Source organism: uncultured Caldilinea sp., from assembly GCF_937128415.1.
In the GTDB taxonomy this organism is placed as follows: Bacteria; Chloroflexota; Anaerolineae; order Caldilineales; family Caldilineaceae; genus Caldilinea.
In genome coordinates, this window is record NZ_CAKZMJ010000004.1 from 1 (window position 1) to 16,298 (window position 16,298).

General features: G+C 62.8%; 15 protein-coding genes and 1 pseudogene. 3 read left to right on the top strand and 13 right to left on the bottom strand.

The features are described from left to right. The 7 genes and pseudogenes from Q0367_RS00275 to Q0367_RS00305 form a co-directional block, all read right to left on the bottom strand. Window positions 1–350: pseudogene (locus Q0367_RS00275) on the bottom strand (hypothetical protein); the annotation flags it as partial. Beyond that, entirely contained in the window at window positions 316–1,383 is a 1,068-nt protein-coding gene (locus Q0367_RS00280; protein ID WP_298980543.1) for an ABC transporter substrate-binding protein, read from the bottom strand. The pseudogene Q0367_RS00275 and the gene Q0367_RS00280, both read right to left, overlap by 35 nt. Window positions 1,384–1,633: 250 nt before the next feature. Further along, window positions 1,634–2,500: a (2Fe-2S)-binding protein gene (locus tag Q0367_RS00285; RefSeq protein WP_298980544.1), complete on the bottom strand. Its 867-nt coding sequence runs from the start codon at window positions 2,498–2,500 to the stop codon at window positions 1,634–1,636. A gap of 389 nt (window positions 2,501–2,889) precedes the next feature. After that, on the bottom strand, window positions 2,890–3,603 hold the full coding sequence (locus Q0367_RS00290; protein WP_298980546.1) for a response regulator transcription factor: 714 nt from the start codon (window positions 3,601–3,603) through the stop codon (window positions 2,890–2,892). Between the two features lie 10 nt (window positions 3,604–3,613). Further along, the gene (locus Q0367_RS00295) at window positions 3,614–5,218 is read right to left on the bottom strand and encodes a histidine kinase (protein WP_298980548.1); all 1,605 of its coding nucleotides are present in this window, start codon (window positions 5,216–5,218) and stop codon (window positions 3,614–3,616) included. A gap of 59 nt (window positions 5,219–5,277) precedes the next feature. Continuing rightward, window positions 5,278–6,528 (bottom strand): cytochrome P450, encoded by a 1,251-nt coding sequence (locus Q0367_RS00300; protein ID WP_298980550.1) that lies wholly within the window; start codon window positions 6,526–6,528, stop codon window positions 5,278–5,280. Between the two features lie 13 nt (window positions 6,529–6,541). Continuing rightward, the gene (locus Q0367_RS00305; protein ID WP_298980551.1) at window positions 6,542–7,486 is read right to left on the bottom strand and encodes a serine/threonine-protein kinase; all 945 of its coding nucleotides are present in this window, start codon (window positions 7,484–7,486) and stop codon (window positions 6,542–6,544) included. A gap of 117 nt (window positions 7,487–7,603) precedes the next feature. On the opposite strand from Q0367_RS00305, the gene Q0367_RS00310 reads away from it, so the two are divergent. Both Q0367_RS00310 and Q0367_RS00315 read left to right on the top strand, forming a co-directional pair. Further along, window positions 7,604–8,761, top strand: coding sequence for a pyridoxamine 5'-phosphate oxidase family protein (locus Q0367_RS00310; RefSeq protein ID WP_298980552.1), 1,158 nt, complete (start codon window positions 7,604–7,606; stop codon window positions 8,759–8,761). Next, the gene (locus Q0367_RS00315) at window positions 8,736–9,509 is read left to right on the top strand and encodes an ABC transporter permease (RefSeq protein ID WP_297637617.1); all 774 of its coding nucleotides are present in this window, start codon (window positions 8,736–8,738) and stop codon (window positions 9,507–9,509) included. The genes Q0367_RS00310 and Q0367_RS00315 overlap by 26 nt, the downstream gene beginning before the upstream one ends. Window positions 9,510–9,540: 31 nt before the next feature. On the opposite strand, the gene Q0367_RS00320 is transcribed toward Q0367_RS00315, so the two are convergent. Next, window positions 9,541–10,317 (bottom strand): hypothetical protein, encoded by a 777-nt coding sequence (locus Q0367_RS00320; protein ID WP_298980553.1) that lies wholly within the window; start codon window positions 10,315–10,317, stop codon window positions 9,541–9,543. Window positions 10,318–10,325: 8 nt separating this feature from the next. Next, window positions 10,326–11,186: an HAD-IIA family hydrolase gene (locus tag Q0367_RS00325; RefSeq protein ID WP_298980554.1), complete on the bottom strand. Its 861-nt coding sequence runs from the start codon at window positions 11,184–11,186 to the stop codon at window positions 10,326–10,328. 224 nt (window positions 11,187–11,410) lie between these two features. On the opposite strand from Q0367_RS00325, the gene Q0367_RS00330 reads away from it, so the two are divergent. Then, window positions 11,411–11,587, top strand: a complete 177-nt coding sequence (locus tag Q0367_RS00330) for a hypothetical protein (RefSeq protein ID WP_298980555.1) — start codon at window positions 11,411–11,413, stop codon at window positions 11,585–11,587. 38 nt (window positions 11,588–11,625) lie between these two features. Here the strand turns inward: Q0367_RS00330 and Q0367_RS00335 are convergent, their stop codons facing one another. From Q0367_RS00335 to Q0367_RS00350, 4 genes are all read right to left on the bottom strand, one after another. Next, a complete protein-coding gene (locus tag Q0367_RS00335; protein ID WP_298980557.1) occupies window positions 11,626–13,632 on the bottom strand; it encodes a YCF48-related protein in 2,007 nt (668 codons plus the stop codon). 140 nt (window positions 13,633–13,772) lie between these two features. Then, on the bottom strand, window positions 13,773–15,479 hold the full coding sequence (locus Q0367_RS00340; RefSeq protein ID WP_298980558.1) for a right-handed parallel beta-helix repeat-containing protein: 1,707 nt from the start codon (window positions 15,477–15,479) through the stop codon (window positions 13,773–13,775). A gap of 57 nt (window positions 15,480–15,536) precedes the next feature. After that, complete coding sequence (locus Q0367_RS00345; RefSeq protein WP_298980559.1) at window positions 15,537–15,737, bottom strand: hypothetical protein; 201 nt, start codon at window positions 15,735–15,737, stop codon at window positions 15,537–15,539. Window positions 15,738–15,890: 153 nt separating this feature from the next. Continuing rightward, the coding region (locus tag Q0367_RS00350) for a DUF1670 domain-containing protein (protein WP_298980561.1) at window positions 15,891–16,298 on the bottom strand (408 nt) is incomplete at its 5' end.

The window sequence follows — 16,298 nt, forward strand, 5'->3', positions numbered from 1 at the left end:
CGGTTGCGGAATTTTTCGTTGATATAGAACAGCGCCCACATTGCAGCTAAGTCGGCTCGCAACGCATGCTCGGCCAGTTTCTGTGGACAGAGCCGTTGCGCTGCCGCCCTTGCTGCTGCATTTCCGGTTCGCCATTGCAATTTTTTCCCAAAGGCCGCCAGGCATTCGCCGCCAGGCGTCGGCGGGGGAGGCAACCGGTCATTGCGCGCCTGCGCCTGCTCAAAGGCACGGCCAAATTCCTCTCCTGCAAGCGCCTTCAGTTCTGCTAGCTTCATCGTCGATCTGCAAATCACAACAAAGGCGATTTCAGTTCTTTCAAACTTTATCCATTGGTTGGACTGCCAAACCACTCACGCACGGCCGCGGCTTGACGCCCAAGGCCAGCGCCACGTCTTGTTCATTGCACCCTGGCGTCATCACCCGTTCTGGAGGCGCGGGGATTTCGATGTAGCCGAATTTATGCTCAGTAACGGCTGGAAAGACAGCGTCGCCTCCTGTCTCTGAGAATTGAGCCGTTGAAGATTGCGCTTCGGGCAGGAAGAAATGATACAGGTCATCCAACATGCGGTTGGCCGCCAGGACGCCGCCACCCAAGTTCCAATGCTCTTCATTGACCGGATGAACGGCGTTGTTTTGCACCGCCTTCAGCGTTTTCCAGAGTGGGTGACCGGTCCATTCCTCCATAATCTGGCTGCCCTGATCGTCTCCCCAGTTAGAGACCATATAGAAAAGAACGTCGCCATCCATCATGGGGATTTGCTCTTTGTTGAGAACCAGCACCTGTGGGGCGGTCTCCCAATCGTCCACCTGCTGACTTTCAGGACGAGACAACCCTGCCTCTCGAAGCACAGAGCCGGGGAAGCCGGTGGTGTAAATGCGCACCTCATCCGCGCGGAAGCGGATCAAGGAAACCTCTGTCTTCAGACGTTCGCCCATTTGGGCCTGAAAATCTGCAATGCGGTCATTCCAGGCGGCGATAATGCGCTCGCCCTCTGTTTCGCTGCAAAGCGCCTGAGCGTACAGTTGGAAATTCTCCTTCCACGTTCGACCGATGGTTTCGGCGAAAATGGTGGGTGCAATCTGCCGGAGCTGCTCGTAAATTGCTTCGTGCCGCAGCCGACTGCCCAGGATCAGATCGGGGCGCAGGGAGACGATGGTCTCCAGGTTGGGTTCGGTTTCCATGCCCAACGAAACGACGTTCGCCATCCGATCGCCCAAATAGGCGTACCAGCGCCCCCCCCATGGATCGACGGCGCCGACCGGCGTCACGTCCAAAGCGAGGACGGCGTCGGTGGCGTCCTGACCCAGCGTGACGATGCGTTGCGGGGTGCACGCAACTTCGGTTTCCCCCATGGCGTGCTGAATGATGCGCAATCCGGCCACATCGACGCTTGACTCAGAAGAGATTGAGGAACTGTCAGGTGTTGTGGGGGGTGCTGTGCAGGCGCTTATTATTATTAGAAGCGCAATCAACAACCATCCCCAGTTCAGACATTTCGTTAATCCATTCATGAAAAGCATCTCCGTTCTGTAATTCCTTGACAGATCTTTTTTTGATTCATTGAATTTCTTGAGCACAAGTGTAAAGTGATATGAATCATCCGGAGGTTCATTGGTCTGCCGGGCGTGCATGTTACGCTTTCTTTTCACACTCTGCCGCCATGGATTGGAGAAGACGCTCGCGGCGCTCGGATGGGGGGCGATGTGGGCAATTGGCGCAATAATCTCCGCCTTCCGTTTTGTACCAGAAACAGCAAGTTGCCCGATTGAGAAAAATGCGCGTGCACTCCCGGTAGCTCAGCTCAAACAACCCCACCTTTTTGTTGTTTAAGGGGGAACCGGGAGTCTGCAGCAACGCCTGAAACTCTTCTTCAATACGAGACAACCCGATGCTTCTGTCCTGTTGTTGCATCAGCCAGCAAAGCGCGCCGCCGCAGCGGTCGGTCACATAGAGCCAAAGCCCCCGCTCGCTGCAGCGCAAAGATTGACTCAATCGCCGGATCACCCACCCCATATGTGCTTCAATGCTGGTGCGCAGATGGAAGCGGAGTGCATCAAGGTCTGAAACAATCCAAGCGTCGGGATGATCCGCCGCCGGATCGTCCGGTAAGACGGCGAATCGGCCACAGCAATAGACGATCGACTCGTGCACCCCTTGCGCCTTGCTTGCTTCCGAAGGGAGCCAAAGTCGCACATTTTCCGGACTCATGTCCGGCACGCGACGCTCCACCAGAAAGCTGGCGATGGCGCTGGAGAGGAGCGGCCATTGATACTCCTGCAGCACTGCACCAGCGATGATATTTCCCGCTTCTGTGCGCAGGCGCCTCTGTGCGACGTCGACCATTCTCTGCAACGAAATGGAGCCTGGCGCAAACAGGTCGGTCGGCGCAATCCAGCCGGCCTCGTCGGCGTCGCCGAGCCGCGCCTGGATGTAGCGATTCACCTGGCTGATGCGCGCAAAGGTCTGGCGCAGCGGATGCTCCAACAAAGCTTGTGTCACTTGTCGCTCCTGGGATATGCGGCGAAAAGAGGGAGGGCGCTGCCTGCGCGCACCGGCGGCTGATCCGCCGTGTGCGCTTCCACCTTAGGTGTGTAAAGTCGTCGCCCGCTAAAGGAAACCCAACTGCTGAATAGAAACCGACGCCAAATCACAAATCCTGTCCTCATAAGCGAGGACGATCATAGCATGATTTTTTGGCGTTGCTCCGCCTGATTTTGCTGAAATTTAGGCGATATCCGTGCGGTGAAGGTGAAAATAAAGCGATAGTTGGGGTGAACGAAGGAGTTTACGTGCTTAAAGTTTTCGATTCAACTTCGCTTATCAAGCCTTAGATCGCCGCGGCCGTATCCTGCCCCCTTTTCCCAGAAAATTCCAAGATTCCTGCAAAATCACAGGCCTCCGCTCGACGTCCGATCCGCAGGAAAGTCGACTAGCTTTTGTTGCAAGGCGTAGGCGACGGCTTCGGTGCGCGAGGCGGCCTGGAGTTTCGAGAGAATGTTGCTGACGTGATATTTCACCGTCGAGCGACTCACGACCAGCTTTTCGGCGATCTCGTTGTTGTTCAAACCGGTCACCATCAGGGCGAGCACGTCGCGCTCCCGCTCGGTGAGGTCATGGCCTAGGGGCGGATGTTTGGGATGGGTGGCGCTGTGGATCAAGACCTGGGTCGCCTCCGGCGCCAGCGTCGGACGCCCCATGCGCGCAGCGCGAATGGCGTTCACCAGCTCGTCGGCGGAGACATTTTTGAGCAGATAGCCGATGGCGCCGGCGGCCAGCGCGCCCTGCACCATATCCTCTTCCTTGAAGCTGGTCAGCACGATCACCTGAATCTCCGGGTGACGCTCGCGCAACAATCGCGTGGCGGTGGCGCCGTCCATTTCCGGCATGACCAGGTCCATCAAGACGACGTCCGGCCGGCGGCGTTCGGCCATCGCCAGCGCCTCGACGCCGTTGGCCGCCTCGCCGACCAGCTCCAGGTCATCGTAGGCGAGCAGAAATGCGGCCAGACCGCCGCGCACCACGGCGTGGTCGTCGACGACCATCACCCGGATCGGTGAGTTCTGTGAGTTGGATGAGGTGGAATGTGAGGCTCTGTACATCATACGGACAGCTTCATTGCACGGACAGCTTGTCAGCTTTGCTCCACAAAAGCGTTACGCTCGTTCCCGCTCCCGGCGCACTTTCGATGGTCAACGTTGCGCCGATGGACTCTGCGCGCTCGCGCATGATCGCCAACCCCATGTGCTCCGGCGTCACCGCGCACAGATCGAAGCCTTGTCCATCGTCGCGAATGCACAGATGCGCCTGCTCCAGGCTGCCGGTGAAAGAGACTTCGGCGCGCTGTGCGCGGGCATGTTTGGCGACGTTGTTCAGCGCCTCCTGCGCCACGTAATAGCAGGCCACCTTGACCTCCGGCGGCAGCTCGCCGTCGCTGACCATGCGCAGCTCGATGGGAATGCGCGCGCGGCCGCGGGCGGCTTCCGTCAGCTGGCGCAGCAGCTCCTCGATGCTCACCTCCATCAGCGTCGCAGGGCGCAATTCCAGCAACAGGGTGCGCATTTCAGCCAGGGCGCTGCGCGTCAACTGGCGCAGCTCCTCCAGCCTGCGCAGGCTCTCCTCCGGCTGGCGCTGCATCAGCCGCGGCAGCACTTCGGCGATCAGGCTCGCCGAAAAGAGCGTCTGCGTGACGGAGTCGTGCATGTCTCGGGCGATGCGGTTGCGTTCGGCCGCCACCGCCGCCTGTTCGGCCTGGACGCGCAGCCGCGCATTCTCGATCGCCAGCGCCGCCTGGTCGCCGAACATCACCGCTAGCTCAATCTCCTCTGGAGAAAAGCGCCGCGGCTCGCGGTAATAAAGCATCAAACCGCCGTAGATTTCGTCCTTGAGTTTGAGCGGCACAGCCAGCTGGGCGCAATACCCGCCATCGTCCGTATGGAAGAGAGGCGTCGCGCGCTCGCTGTGGTTGAGGATCACCTCACGCACATCGTTGCTCTCCTCCCAACGCTGCACGGCGAGCAGATTCGACCCTTTGCCGTCATAGGCTGCGCTGAAATGCTCCGGCGCAATGCCGACGCCCGCCTGGAAGCGCAGGGGCTTGTCTTCGTCGTGAAGCTGGTAAATGGCGCTGGCGTCGGCGTGCAACAGCTCACGCGCCTGGGCGACAATAAAATCGAGAATTTCCTGAAGGGGGCGGTTGGAGTTGAGCACGCGCAAGATGTCGCGCAGGCTGTCGGCGACGCGGCGGCGCCGTTCGATCTCCCGCGTGCGCTCCTCGACGCGACGCTCGAGCAGCTCCTCCGTCTGTTTGCGCCGCGTGATGTCCGTCACGGCGCTTAAGATGATCAGCCCGTCCGGTGTGCGGTAGTAGCTCAGGCCGACTTCAATGGGGAATTCGCTGCCGTCGCGGCGACGCCCGACCAGGTCCAGCCCCGATCCCATGGGCCGGGTGCGGGGATTTTCTGCAAAGATCGCACGATAGATGCGATGATCGGCGCGATAGCGCTCCGGCATCAAGAGCTCGATCTCTTGCCCGATCAGCTCGTTGACCTCGTAATCGAAGAGGTCGGCCAGTTTTTGGTTGACGTAGAGAATCTCGCCGTCTTGAGAACTTGCCGCCACCGCGACAGGCGACGCCTCGATCAGACGCCAGAGGAGGCGACTGGAGCGACTTTCTAGCAAGGGAACGGTTGAGGCGGTCTGCTCCTCGTACATATACATTAGTATATCACGGACAAATCGATCGCTCGAAAGTGAAGGGCGCTGCTATACAGGACGGCTCAAAGTTGCATGGCCGGAAGCCGCCATCGCAATGGGAGCGTTTTGGGGCCCCGCACGATCGGATTGGTCTGCCAGCGCAGCGCTTCGTAGGGAATGGCCAGTTGCACATCGGGCAGCCGCTCCAACAGCGTTTCGAGGGCCACGCGCGCTTCGAGCCGCGCCAGCGGAGCGCCGAGGCAATAGTGCGCGCCGAGACCGAAGCCGAGGTGTCGCGGGCCGCCGCGCGCCAGATCATAGCGCTCCGGCTCTCGATAGACGCGTTCGTCGCGATGCGCCGACGCCAACACCAGGCTGACCGCGTCCCCGCGGCGGATCGTCTGGCCGTGCAAACAGATGTCTTCGGCGGCGAAGCGCATGGTGGCGCGTTCCACCGGCCCATCGAAGCGGATCGCCTCCTCGATGGCGGGCGCAATCAGGCTGCGGTCGCTGCGGATCGCCTCGAGCACAGCCGGATGGGTGAGCAGCGTGAGCGTCTGGTTGGCAAGCAGATAGACCGAGGTCTCGTGGCCCACGATCGTGAGCAGAAGCACCATGCTGTACAGCTCCTCGGTGCTGAGGCGGTCGCCCGCCTCCTCGGCTTCGAGCAGGCGGGTGATCAGGTCGGCCCGAGGCGCGCGGCGACGTTCGGCGCACAGCTCCTCGAGATAGCGCACGAAATCGACCATCACCCGCTGCAGACGCTCCGTCTTGCGCACGTTGCGCGCGTTGTCGCTCGAAGGCGCCATCAAGATGTGCGACCAGGCGCGAAAACGGCTGTGGTCGCGCTCGGGCACGCCCAGCAGCTCGGCGATGACGGCGATGGAAAAGGGCAGCGCAAAGTCATGGACGTAATCCATGCGCCCTCGCCCGACGACGCCCGCCATCAGATCCTCCGCGATCTCGCGCAGTCGGGGCGCCAGCGTCTCCACCTGACGGGCGCTGAAGGCTTGGTTGACGAGGCCGCGCAGGCGGGCGTGCGTGGCGCCGTCGGCGTTGAGCATGTGGTGCGTGAGCAGCCGATAGAGCGGGGGCGGCTCCGGCGCACGCGCGCGCTCCTCCGGCGTCATCGCCGTGCGCACATCCTTGACGAAGCGCTCGGCGTCGCGCAGCGCGGCGGCGACGTCTTCGTAGCGCGTGAGAAACCACATGCGCGCCGCGCCATCCCGGCTGACCCGGCAGTGCACCGGCGCGTTTTCGCGCAGCCAGGCGTAGGTTGGATAGGGGTTAGCTTTGAACTTCGGCCCCGATAACAGCATCTTCTCGGCGTGCATGACGGGTTCGATTCTACTCGCCCGGCGCAATGGCGTTGCGTAGCCAGTGCAGGAAGCGCTGGGAAATCTCGCGATTGCCGGCGGAAGCCTCGTCGGCCTGATTGCGCGCCTCCAGCAGGGCAGACGCCATCTCTGCGCCGGTTTGAAAGCGATCTGCAGGATTTTTGGCCAGCGCAATCAGGATGACGTTTTCCAGGGCAGGCGAGATGTAGGTGAACTGCGAAGGCCGCGGCGGTGGAGTGTACAGATGCGCATGCAGCACTTCGCTGCGCGTGCCATAGAAAGGCTTGCGTCCGGTGACCATGCGATAGAGCGTGACGCCGAGCGCGTAAATGTCGGCGCGGCCGTCGATGGTGGCGTCTCCGCGCGCCTGTTCGGGAGCCAGAAAGGCGGGCGTGCCGTACACTTCCCCCGGCTTTGGCTGCTCGACGCTCAAGTCGATGGCGGCGCCGAAGTCGAAGAGCATGGCGCGGCTGCGTTCGTCGAGCAAGATGTTGCCGGGTTTGACGTCGCGATGCACGATCTGACGACGGTGCAGATAATCCAGCGCATTGGCGACCTGAACGCCGATGTCGATGGTCGGCGCTTCGCCCAGTTTCTTCTGCCGCGTCAACAGCGCCTCGAGCGTTTCGCCGTTCACCAGCGTGAGCGCCATGTAAAAATGGCCGTCGATCTGACCGGCCTCCAACGCACGCACGATCCCCGGATGGTTGAGCTTGAGCAAAATGCGGGCCTCGCGCTGAAACGCCTCGCGCAGCGCCGCGTCATTGCCCGCAGCGCGATGCAACACCTTTAGCGCCACGCTCGCGCCGTCCGCCCGCCTCGCCTGATAGACGGTTGCCGCGGCGCCCTGTCCGAGCGTCTTTTCGATCTGATACGGCCCCAACTGTCGCAACGGCTGCTCAGGCGGCTGCCCTCGATACCCTTGCGGCAGCGTCGTCAACGGGTGATCGCTCATAGTCGATATGGTACTTGAAGCAAGCGACTTTGTAAACCTATCCACCGGAATCTGAAATTGACAACAATGTGCTTCGTCCGAAATAATGGATGAAAGTCTTTTATTTTGGACGATGCAATGAGCGACAGTTCACTTACGCCTTCCGTTCGACGCACCATCGAGGTGTTGGAAAGCCTGCTGGCGCATCCGCAAGGGTTGACGCTCCAGGAGATGCTGGCGACGGTGGACAGCCCGCGCAGCACCCTCTTCACCCTCCTCGCTGCGCTCAAGCAGCTCGGCTACGTTGCTCAGAGGGAGCGAGGCGGCCGCTATTACGCCGGGCCGCGGCTGCAGGCGTGGCGCACGGCGTCGCCGCGCCTGCGCAACGCCGATCTCCTCACCGCTTTCTATCAGGAGGCCGCACAGGCGCGCCTTGAGGAGACGCTGGCGGTGGCGATTCCATTGCCGACCGGCGAGGCGCAGGTGCTTGGCCAGGTGGAGGGCGGCGCCGGCGTGCGCAGTCTCTTTGCGGAAGGGGAGCGGCTGTCGCCCGAAAGCGCCGCCGGCCGCGTGTTGCAGGAAGCGCCCGCCGTCGAGGTTCGCGCGGTCGGCTATTGCATGAGGGAGCGCAACGATGCGCTCGACATTGCGCTGCCGCTCTGTCGCGACGGCGTGCGACCGCTCGCCGCCCTGATCTGGAGCGCGCCGGCGTTTCGCTGGAAAGCTCGCACAGGCGAGACGCGCCCCTTGCTTGCGCTGCTGACCGGCCTGGCCGCGCGCATCTCGAGCCGCCTGGGCGCGCCGCTGTACGCCCCCTGGCGAGAAGGCGAGGGCGTCGAGATGCAGGCCATGGCGCCGTTGGCGTCGGAGCAGATCGCCGACGTCCTTGCTGCGCCGTGGATGGCGCGGCTGGCCTGCGTGGGGCGCAACGGCGAGCCGCATGTGGTTCCCGTCTGGTATGAGTGGGACGAAGGCCGGCGCATGTTTCACATCCCGGCGTGGCGCGGCTCACGCTGGGCGGAGTATGTGCTGGAAAATCCGCAGGTGTCGCTGACGATCGACGAGCCGTGGCCGCCGCTGCGGCGCGTATTGGCGCGAGGGCCGGCGCAGCCCGCCTTTCAAGGCGACGACCCGCGTCTGAAAGAACTTCTGACGCGCCTCAGCCGGCGCTATCTGGGGCGCAGCGCAGCGTCGTTGTTGGCGCCGCAGGTCGAACGTTCATTTTGGATTGCGCCGCAGTCGTTGCGCGGGTGGCAGGGGATGTTGACCGATGTCGGGCGCGCTGAGGAACGATAAGGGCGCGCGCACCGCTGCGCTGACCGTGCTGTTCGCCTTTTTGCTGTGGGAAATCGGCGTGCGCATGACGGCGACGCCGGTCTATCTTCTGCCGGCGCCCTCGCGCATCGCGCAGACGCTGGCCGCACAGCCCGGCTATTTCGCCGTCGCCACTTTGGTGACGCTGGGCGAAGCGCTGGCGGGGTTGCTCCTGGGGTTAACCGTGGCGCTGGCGGTGGCGGTGCTGGTCACGCTGCGTCCTGGCGCGGAGCGCGGGGTCATGGCGCTGGCGATTCTCGTGAAGTCGACGCCGCTGGCCGCCATTGCGCCCCTGCTCACCATCTGGCTGGGCTTTGGCGTGACGCCGAAGGTGATCATCACGGCGCTGCTCACCTTCTTTCCGGTGCTGGTCAACGCCATCGTCGGCCTGCAGAGCGCCGAAAGCGAAATGGTGGACCTGATGCGCACCTACCGCGCCACGCCCTGGCAGACGCTCGTGCATTTGCGCTTTTGGACGGCGCTGCCGTATCTCTTTGCGGCGTTGCGCGTGGCTGCACCCCTCGCGCTGGTCGGCGCCGTCATCGCCGAATGGACCGGCGCTTCAGGAGGGCTGGGGCGCATCATGTGGCTGGCCTACAGCAACCTGAACCTGCCCTACATGTTTGCGGCGATCTGGATCCTCTCGCTGGCCGGCGCAACGACGTACTTCGCCATCGTCTGGTGCGAACAGCGGCTCACTCCCTGGCGAGATCGGTCGGCGCAACCGTGAGAAAGAGGAGGCGAGGCGCACCGACCGCGGTTCACGCTCCAACGTCCGTCTGAATCTTCACCTCATCGACCTCCAGCCACTGCGCCTGCGACAGCGCCAAAATTCCATGGCGGAAGCGACCGGAAGGATGCACCGCCAGGTATTGATTGTCGATCCAGATCACCAGCCCCATCGGCCCGCGTGGGGAGGGAGCATCCAACAAAACGGGTTCTCCATCCACCCAAAAGCTCGTGCGACGCTCGCCCCACAGGATTTCATACTGACGCCACGCCGTCATGCTGAAAGGGATCGGCGCCTCGGCGATGCCCAGGTCGCGCTGGATGCGCGGCCAGAGCGTCTGATGCGAGCGCCGGCTGCGCATGGCGGGTATGAGCAACGGCGCCAGCGGCAGCCAGCGCAGGCCGGCGGCGCGCCCTGCGTCGATGACCGCCGCCTTCCAGCCCCAGCCGGGAACGTCGAGCGTCAACGCCATGTCCGAGGGGGGCGAGGCGAAGAAGAACCAGAGCACCCGCGGCAGCGCCGGCCAGCGCCAACCCGTCATCAAAAACGGATCGTTCCAAAAGCCGAAGCCCGCCGTGCCGCGCAGGCTATCGGCTTCCTGCGAGAATCGTGCGCGCAGGCTGAAGCGCAAGGGCGGGCGCCAGCGAAAGGTGCGCCGCCAGCCGGTCCAGTAGTCGTCAACCTGGGCGTTGACGTACTGGCGGCTCTCTTCGGGAAAATCGATCAAACGCAGGCCGCTTTCGGTTCGGACGAGCGCGCTCGAACGCACGCGGTGGACGATCGGGGTATACGTCGCGCGTTGTTGCATCGTTCCTTTTACGGCGACGAACGCTCAGCGCGGACGCCCTGCGTTGCGTCTGCGCGCTGAAAGTGCGCCAGCAGCTCCGGCAACCCTTCCACGATCAGGTGAGGCGGCGCGCTCTGCGCCTCGAACGTGGCGCGCGTGTCGACGCCGGTGAGCACGCCGACCGTCAGCATGCCCAGCTTCAGCGCGCCGACGATGTCCGTCTCATAGCGGTCGCCCACCATCATCGTCTCCTCCGGCGCCACGCCCAGCCGACGCATCGCCTCCTCGAACATCGGCGCGTTGGGCTTGCCGATCACGATCGGCTCGCGCTCCGTGGCCGCGGTGAAGAGCGCCAGGATGGCGCCGGCGCCCGGCACCTGCCCGCGTTCGGTGGGATAGGTGCGGTCGCTGTTGGTGCCGATGAAACGCGCGCCGTTGCGGATCGCCAGCGTCACATTGGCCAGATCGTCGTAGGTGAGCTTGAAGTTGGCGCCCGACACGGCGTAGGCCGCCTCGAAGGGATCGCTTGTCAGCTCGAAGCCGGCCGCGGTCAGGGCGGCGCGCAGGCCATCCTGCCCGTTGACGATCACTTTGCCTTCGGGCCAGCCTTTTTCGACCTGATGGCGCAGCCAGCTTGCCGTCGCTTCGGCGCTGCCCAGGATGCGCTCCGGCGGCACGCGCAGCCCCATCGCCGCCACCTTGTCGCTGAACTGCTGCGAGGTTAGCGCGGCGTTGTTGGTGACCAGCATCCAGCGCCGGCCGGTGGCGTCGAGATAGTCGAGCAGCTCCTGCACGCCGGGCAACGGGCGATTGCCGACGTAAATCACGCCGTCCATGTCGAAAAGGACGGCGCGGATGCGAGAGAGTGGATGAATGGAATCGGTCATCATGTGGGTCGGTTCAGAATAAAAAATTGGCGATTGCAATCACATTTGTGGAACCTACGGCTGACCGCCCGCCCAGGCGGACGGAACGATGTTCATGTCCGTCCTTCATTATAGTCGCGCCCTGGAAGAAATCGAAACCATCCGCCGACAGTCCGACGGGTGGTTCGTGCGAGGTTGTTCTCGTCGTCTGTAGAGATCAACTAGCCTGTCGTGTTGCGCAATACGGATTGCGCCTGCCATGGCCGCGCGGGCAGGGGCGAGAAGATGCGCATGAGGCGATTCTCCACCATCACCGTCTGGTCTATTGCGCCGTCGCCGCCGCGATCCACCTCCAGCAGAGTGGCGCCCTCGCCGTCGTCGTCAATATCCTGGGCATCACTGTTCGTGGCTTTATGTTCTCCTAAAAAGCGGCGACCTATCGCCGCAACCCAGACGCCAACAACTATTGACCCTGTTGCACCAGCGGCAAAAAGACTTTGGGACCGGGTGTCACTGTGGATGCTCGTAGGACGAACACGCCGTTGCCGAGGGTCCCTGCGTACACAGCGCCCGGCGCCTGGGGAGTGATTGCGAATGCCCAAACCAACAGAACACCGCCAGGCCCTATTAAGCCATCGTTGAGAGCGCTCCAGCTTGCGCCGCCGTTTGTGGTGTGATAGACGCCATCAGAAGTGGATGCATAGAGCGTATCCGGCGTCTGCGGGTTGATGGCGATGTTGCCCACGGAAATCCCAATGCCTGGGATGCTTGGCAAGCCCGTGTTGGCCGCACTCCAACTCACGCCGCCGTTGGCGCTCTTGAGAACACCGCCTTGGCCTGTGGCAGCATAGAGAGTGGCCGGCGTCTGCGGGTCAATCGCCAGCGCCGTGACGCCGCTGCCGCCACTGAGCGGAAAGCCGTTGTTGAGCACGCTCCAATGGGCAGCCCCATCCGTGCTCTTGAACATCCTGCCACTCGCTGCAGCGTAGATCGTATCCGGCGCTTGCGGATCAATCGCCAGCGCGGTGACGGCATTGCCGATGGTGATCCCCGCGCTCGCGTCGCTCCAATTTGCGCCGCCGTCGGTTGTCTTGAAGACCCTGGCCGTCGTCCCGCCGACGTTTGTCCCTGCGTAGACAATGTCGGCGTTCTGTGGATGAACAGCCAGCGCATAGATGCGCACGCCGCTCGGAAAGCCGGTGTTGACCGCGCTCCAAGTGGTTCCGCCGTCGGTGCTCTTGAAGACGCCGCCAGCATTGCCGCCCAGGTGCAGGGTTGTCGGCGTCGAAGGGGCGACCACCAGCGCGTTGAAGGACAGATACAAATTGTTGAGCCCGGAGGTGACAGGGATCCAGTTCGCTCCGCCATCGGTGCTCTTGAAGACGCCGCTCCCCTCTGCAGCAGCGTAGAGTGTAGTCGGCGTCTGCGGGTCAACCGCCAGCCTGCGGACGTCCAGCGTATTCAGTCCCTGGCTGCTGGCGCTCCAGGCGTCGCCGCCGTCGGCGCTTTTGTATACGCCCAGATGCGTGCCAATGTACACGGTCGCCGATGCTTGTGGGTCGATCGCCAACGAGCAGATGATGGTGTTAGGGAATCCTGTGTTGGTGGGGTTCCAGGTTGCGCCGCCATCGGTGCTCTTGAGGACGCTGCCAGGGCGACCGCCCGCATACAAGGTTGTAGGGGTTTGCGGGTCGATTGCCAGCGCGTAAAGACTGTTCGCCTGAGCTACAACCGAAGGCGTATAGACCGTGCTCCAGTTGGCGCCGCCATTGCTGCTCTTGAAAATCTGGCCTGTGTCGCTGGCTGCATAGAGCACATCCGGCGTCTGCGGGTTTACAACAATCGCATTAATGGTCCGTAGGGCGGGAAGGCCGGTGTTGATTGCACTCCACTTGGCGCCGCCGTCGGTGCTCTTGTAGACGCCGGAGAATGTGCCGGCGTAGAGCGTACTAGGGTTTTGGGGATTCATTGCCAGCGCATGAACGAATCTGCTGGAGCTGCTGCCGGGCAGGCCGGTGCTCGAGTCGCTCCAGTTTGTTCCGCCGTCGGTGCTTTTATAGACGCCGCTCATCAGGGTGGCGTAGACCGTGGTGGGCGTCTGCGGATCAATGACGATGGCGCTGACCGAGGCAAACGGCAGGCTCACCGAGCTCCAGGTTCCACCTCCATCGGTGCTCTTGTTGATCCGTCCCATGGAGCCGGCGTAGATGGTCGTGGGCGTCTGCGGGTCGATCGCCAGCGCGGTCAGCTCGACCGTGCTGCCAGGAAGATGGACGCCGCTCCAATTTGCGCCGCCGTCGATGCTCTTGAAGAGCATGTGGTGTCTGGAAGCGGCGTACAGGGTGGTGGGGGTGTTGGGGTCAATGGCCAGCGCGCAGGTGACGCCGCCGTGCGGGCCGGTCCATTGCCATGGGAAGACGACCGGGCTTGCGCCTGAATCGATGGACTCTCCAATCGCAGCTACGGGCATTGCCTCTAGCTTCACGAAAAAGGATAAAATCAGGAGCAGGACGGATAAAAAACGAGAGGTTGAAGTTTTCATTGTTAAACCTCCGAACATCCATTCAGACAAACCCTCCTGTGCTTCTCTTTAGCGACGAGCGTTCGGATTCACCTCAGAATAACGGGCAGAAAAGTAGAACTGTCCCCGCCTGATGGGACAGGTGGCGTCACCGTCGGCGTGTGCGTGGGCGTTGCGGTTGCCGTCGGTGTGGGGGGCGAAGCGGCCGGCGCTTCGTGCGCGCCGATGTCGCAGATGACCGAATCGTCGCCATCGCCGTTCACCGGGCGCGTCACGCCGTTCTGCGACTCGTTGTTCACCGGCGCGGCGGCGCAGGTGGCGTTGTCGCCGGCGTCAATGGCCGGGCTGCCTGGGTTGAGCGGGAAATAGCCCGGCGAGCCGGTCAGGTCGCCCAGGTTGGGGTCCACGCCGACGATGTTGCCGTTTACGCCGTTGGTCAGACCGCAGGCGTACGCGCTGTCTTCGATGAGGTTTTTATCGCCGCTCAAGCCGCCGACGCAGTCGCCACCGTTCGTGCTGTTGGCAATGATGGTGTTTTTGAGCGTCCCGCCGGAACTGGTGGCGATTCCGGCGCCGCCACCTGCGGCGAGTGCACTGTTGCCGGAGAAAGTGCTGTTGAGCACAAGCATCACGCCGCTGTTCTGGATGCCGCCGCCACTTCCTCCAGCCCAGGTTGCGCTGTTGCCGGAGAAGGTGCTGTTGACCACCGTCAGCGCGCCGCCGCTGACGATGCCGCCGCCGGAGTTTGCGCTGTTGTCAGAAAAGGTGCTGCGCGTCACCGTCAGCGTGCCGGCATCGTTGCGGATGGCGCCGCCGGAATCTGCGCTGTTTCCAGAGAAGGTGCTCCCGGTCAAATTTACCGCGCTTTCGTAGTGATAGATGCCGCCGCCGGATATTGCGCTATTGCCGGAGAAGGTGCTGTTGCTCACCGTCAGCGTGCCGCTATTGATGATGGCAATGCCTCCGCCGGAGGCATAGGGCGCGCTGTTGCTGATGAAGGTGCTGCTGGTGATCATCACCGCATTGACGCCATAGGCCGAGTTGCTGAGGATGGCGCCGCCGCTGGAGAAAGCGCCGGCGCTGTTCTCGGAGAAGGTGCTGCCGGTCACCGTCAGCGCACCGCTGGCGAAGTTGACGATGCCGCCGCCTTCGCGGGCTGCGCTGTTTTTAGAGAAGATGCTGTTCGTGACCGTCAGCGCACCGCCATGGTTGTAGATGCCAGCCCCAGCGCCATAGAACAGTCCTATGTTATTGGAGAAGGTGCTGTCGTTCACCGTCAGCGCGCCGCCAGGCGAAATGTAAACGCCGCCGCCATAATTGTCTGCTCTGTTGAAAGAGAAGATACTGCCGTTCACCGTCAGCGCGCCGTCGGAGTGAATGTAAACGCCGCCGCCATAGCCGCCATCATATCCCAAGGTGATGGTCACGCCTTGCAGGACGAGGTCGGCGCCGCTGTTCACGACCATCACCCGTACATCGCCGGCGTTGTCGCTGTTGGTGTCGCCGCTGATGGTGACGTCCCCGCCGCCATCAATGGTCAATTTGCCCACCGCGCCGGCAATGGCCGGCAGGGTGGAGCTGAGCGCGATCGTCCCGCTCACGCTGAAGGTGATGATGTCGTCGGCGTGGCTGGGGGAGCCAGGACAATCGGTGTCGCCCCCGTTGTTTGCCTCATGAATGGCTTCGCGCAGCGAGCAGAACCCGTCGCCGGCGACGGTGTCATCGAGCGTGTCAACAACATAACCGGCCGCATACGCAGGCGGCCTGTTCGGCTCCGCAAGGAACAACGAAATCATAGACAGGGCAACGAGAAGACGGAGGATTCGGTTTTTCATGGTTGAACCTCCCAATGGTCACGATGCTTGACTATCCGACCTGGCCGCCGCAACCTTTTCCCGGAGGATGGCGATCAAGCCTTCCCAAGATTCAAAGTAGCGCACCTCGTCCGGACCGACCGGCTGCACCGCCCCGCGCAAAAGCACCTCGCCTTCTGAAGGCTGGTCTGGCAGGAGCAAGCGCACCTTGAGAACGAAAGTGAATGTCTTCTCACGCATCGCAGGCGATGGTAACCCATCGCTTTCGTTGCCTTCTCATGAGGGTGCGTGGAACAAGATACTATTGTGGCAAAATCAAAGGCAGAAAAGGGGGAGAAGGGCGAGAAGGAAGCGAAACTATTGTGACAAAAGCGGGAAGCCCAGAGGCTGTCCCTACGTAGTCTTGCGCCGTCGCGTGCGTAGGAGGTGTCCGCTCTGCGCCAACGCCGCCATGTCGCGCAGGATGGTGTAGCGGCTGACGCCCAGGGCGCGAGCCAGGTCGTCGTCGGTGGGCGCGGCGTTCTGCGCTTCGGCCTCGGCCAGGAGCCGTCGCAGGCGATGTCGCCGCCGCACGGTCTTGCTGCGGATGGCGTCGTCTTCGGGCGCGTGCAGCGTCCATTGGATCGTTACGCGCTCGGCCTCGGTCAGCGCGCGGCCAAAGGGCGCATCGCGGCGGGCGAGGGCCACGGTCATGCGGCGCAGCGTCGGCACCAATGCGTCGTGCGCGGCCAGGATGGCGCGATTCAGGGGCACGCGCTCGAAGAAGTTCCGGCGCATGGCCGGGTCGGCGATGGCCAACCC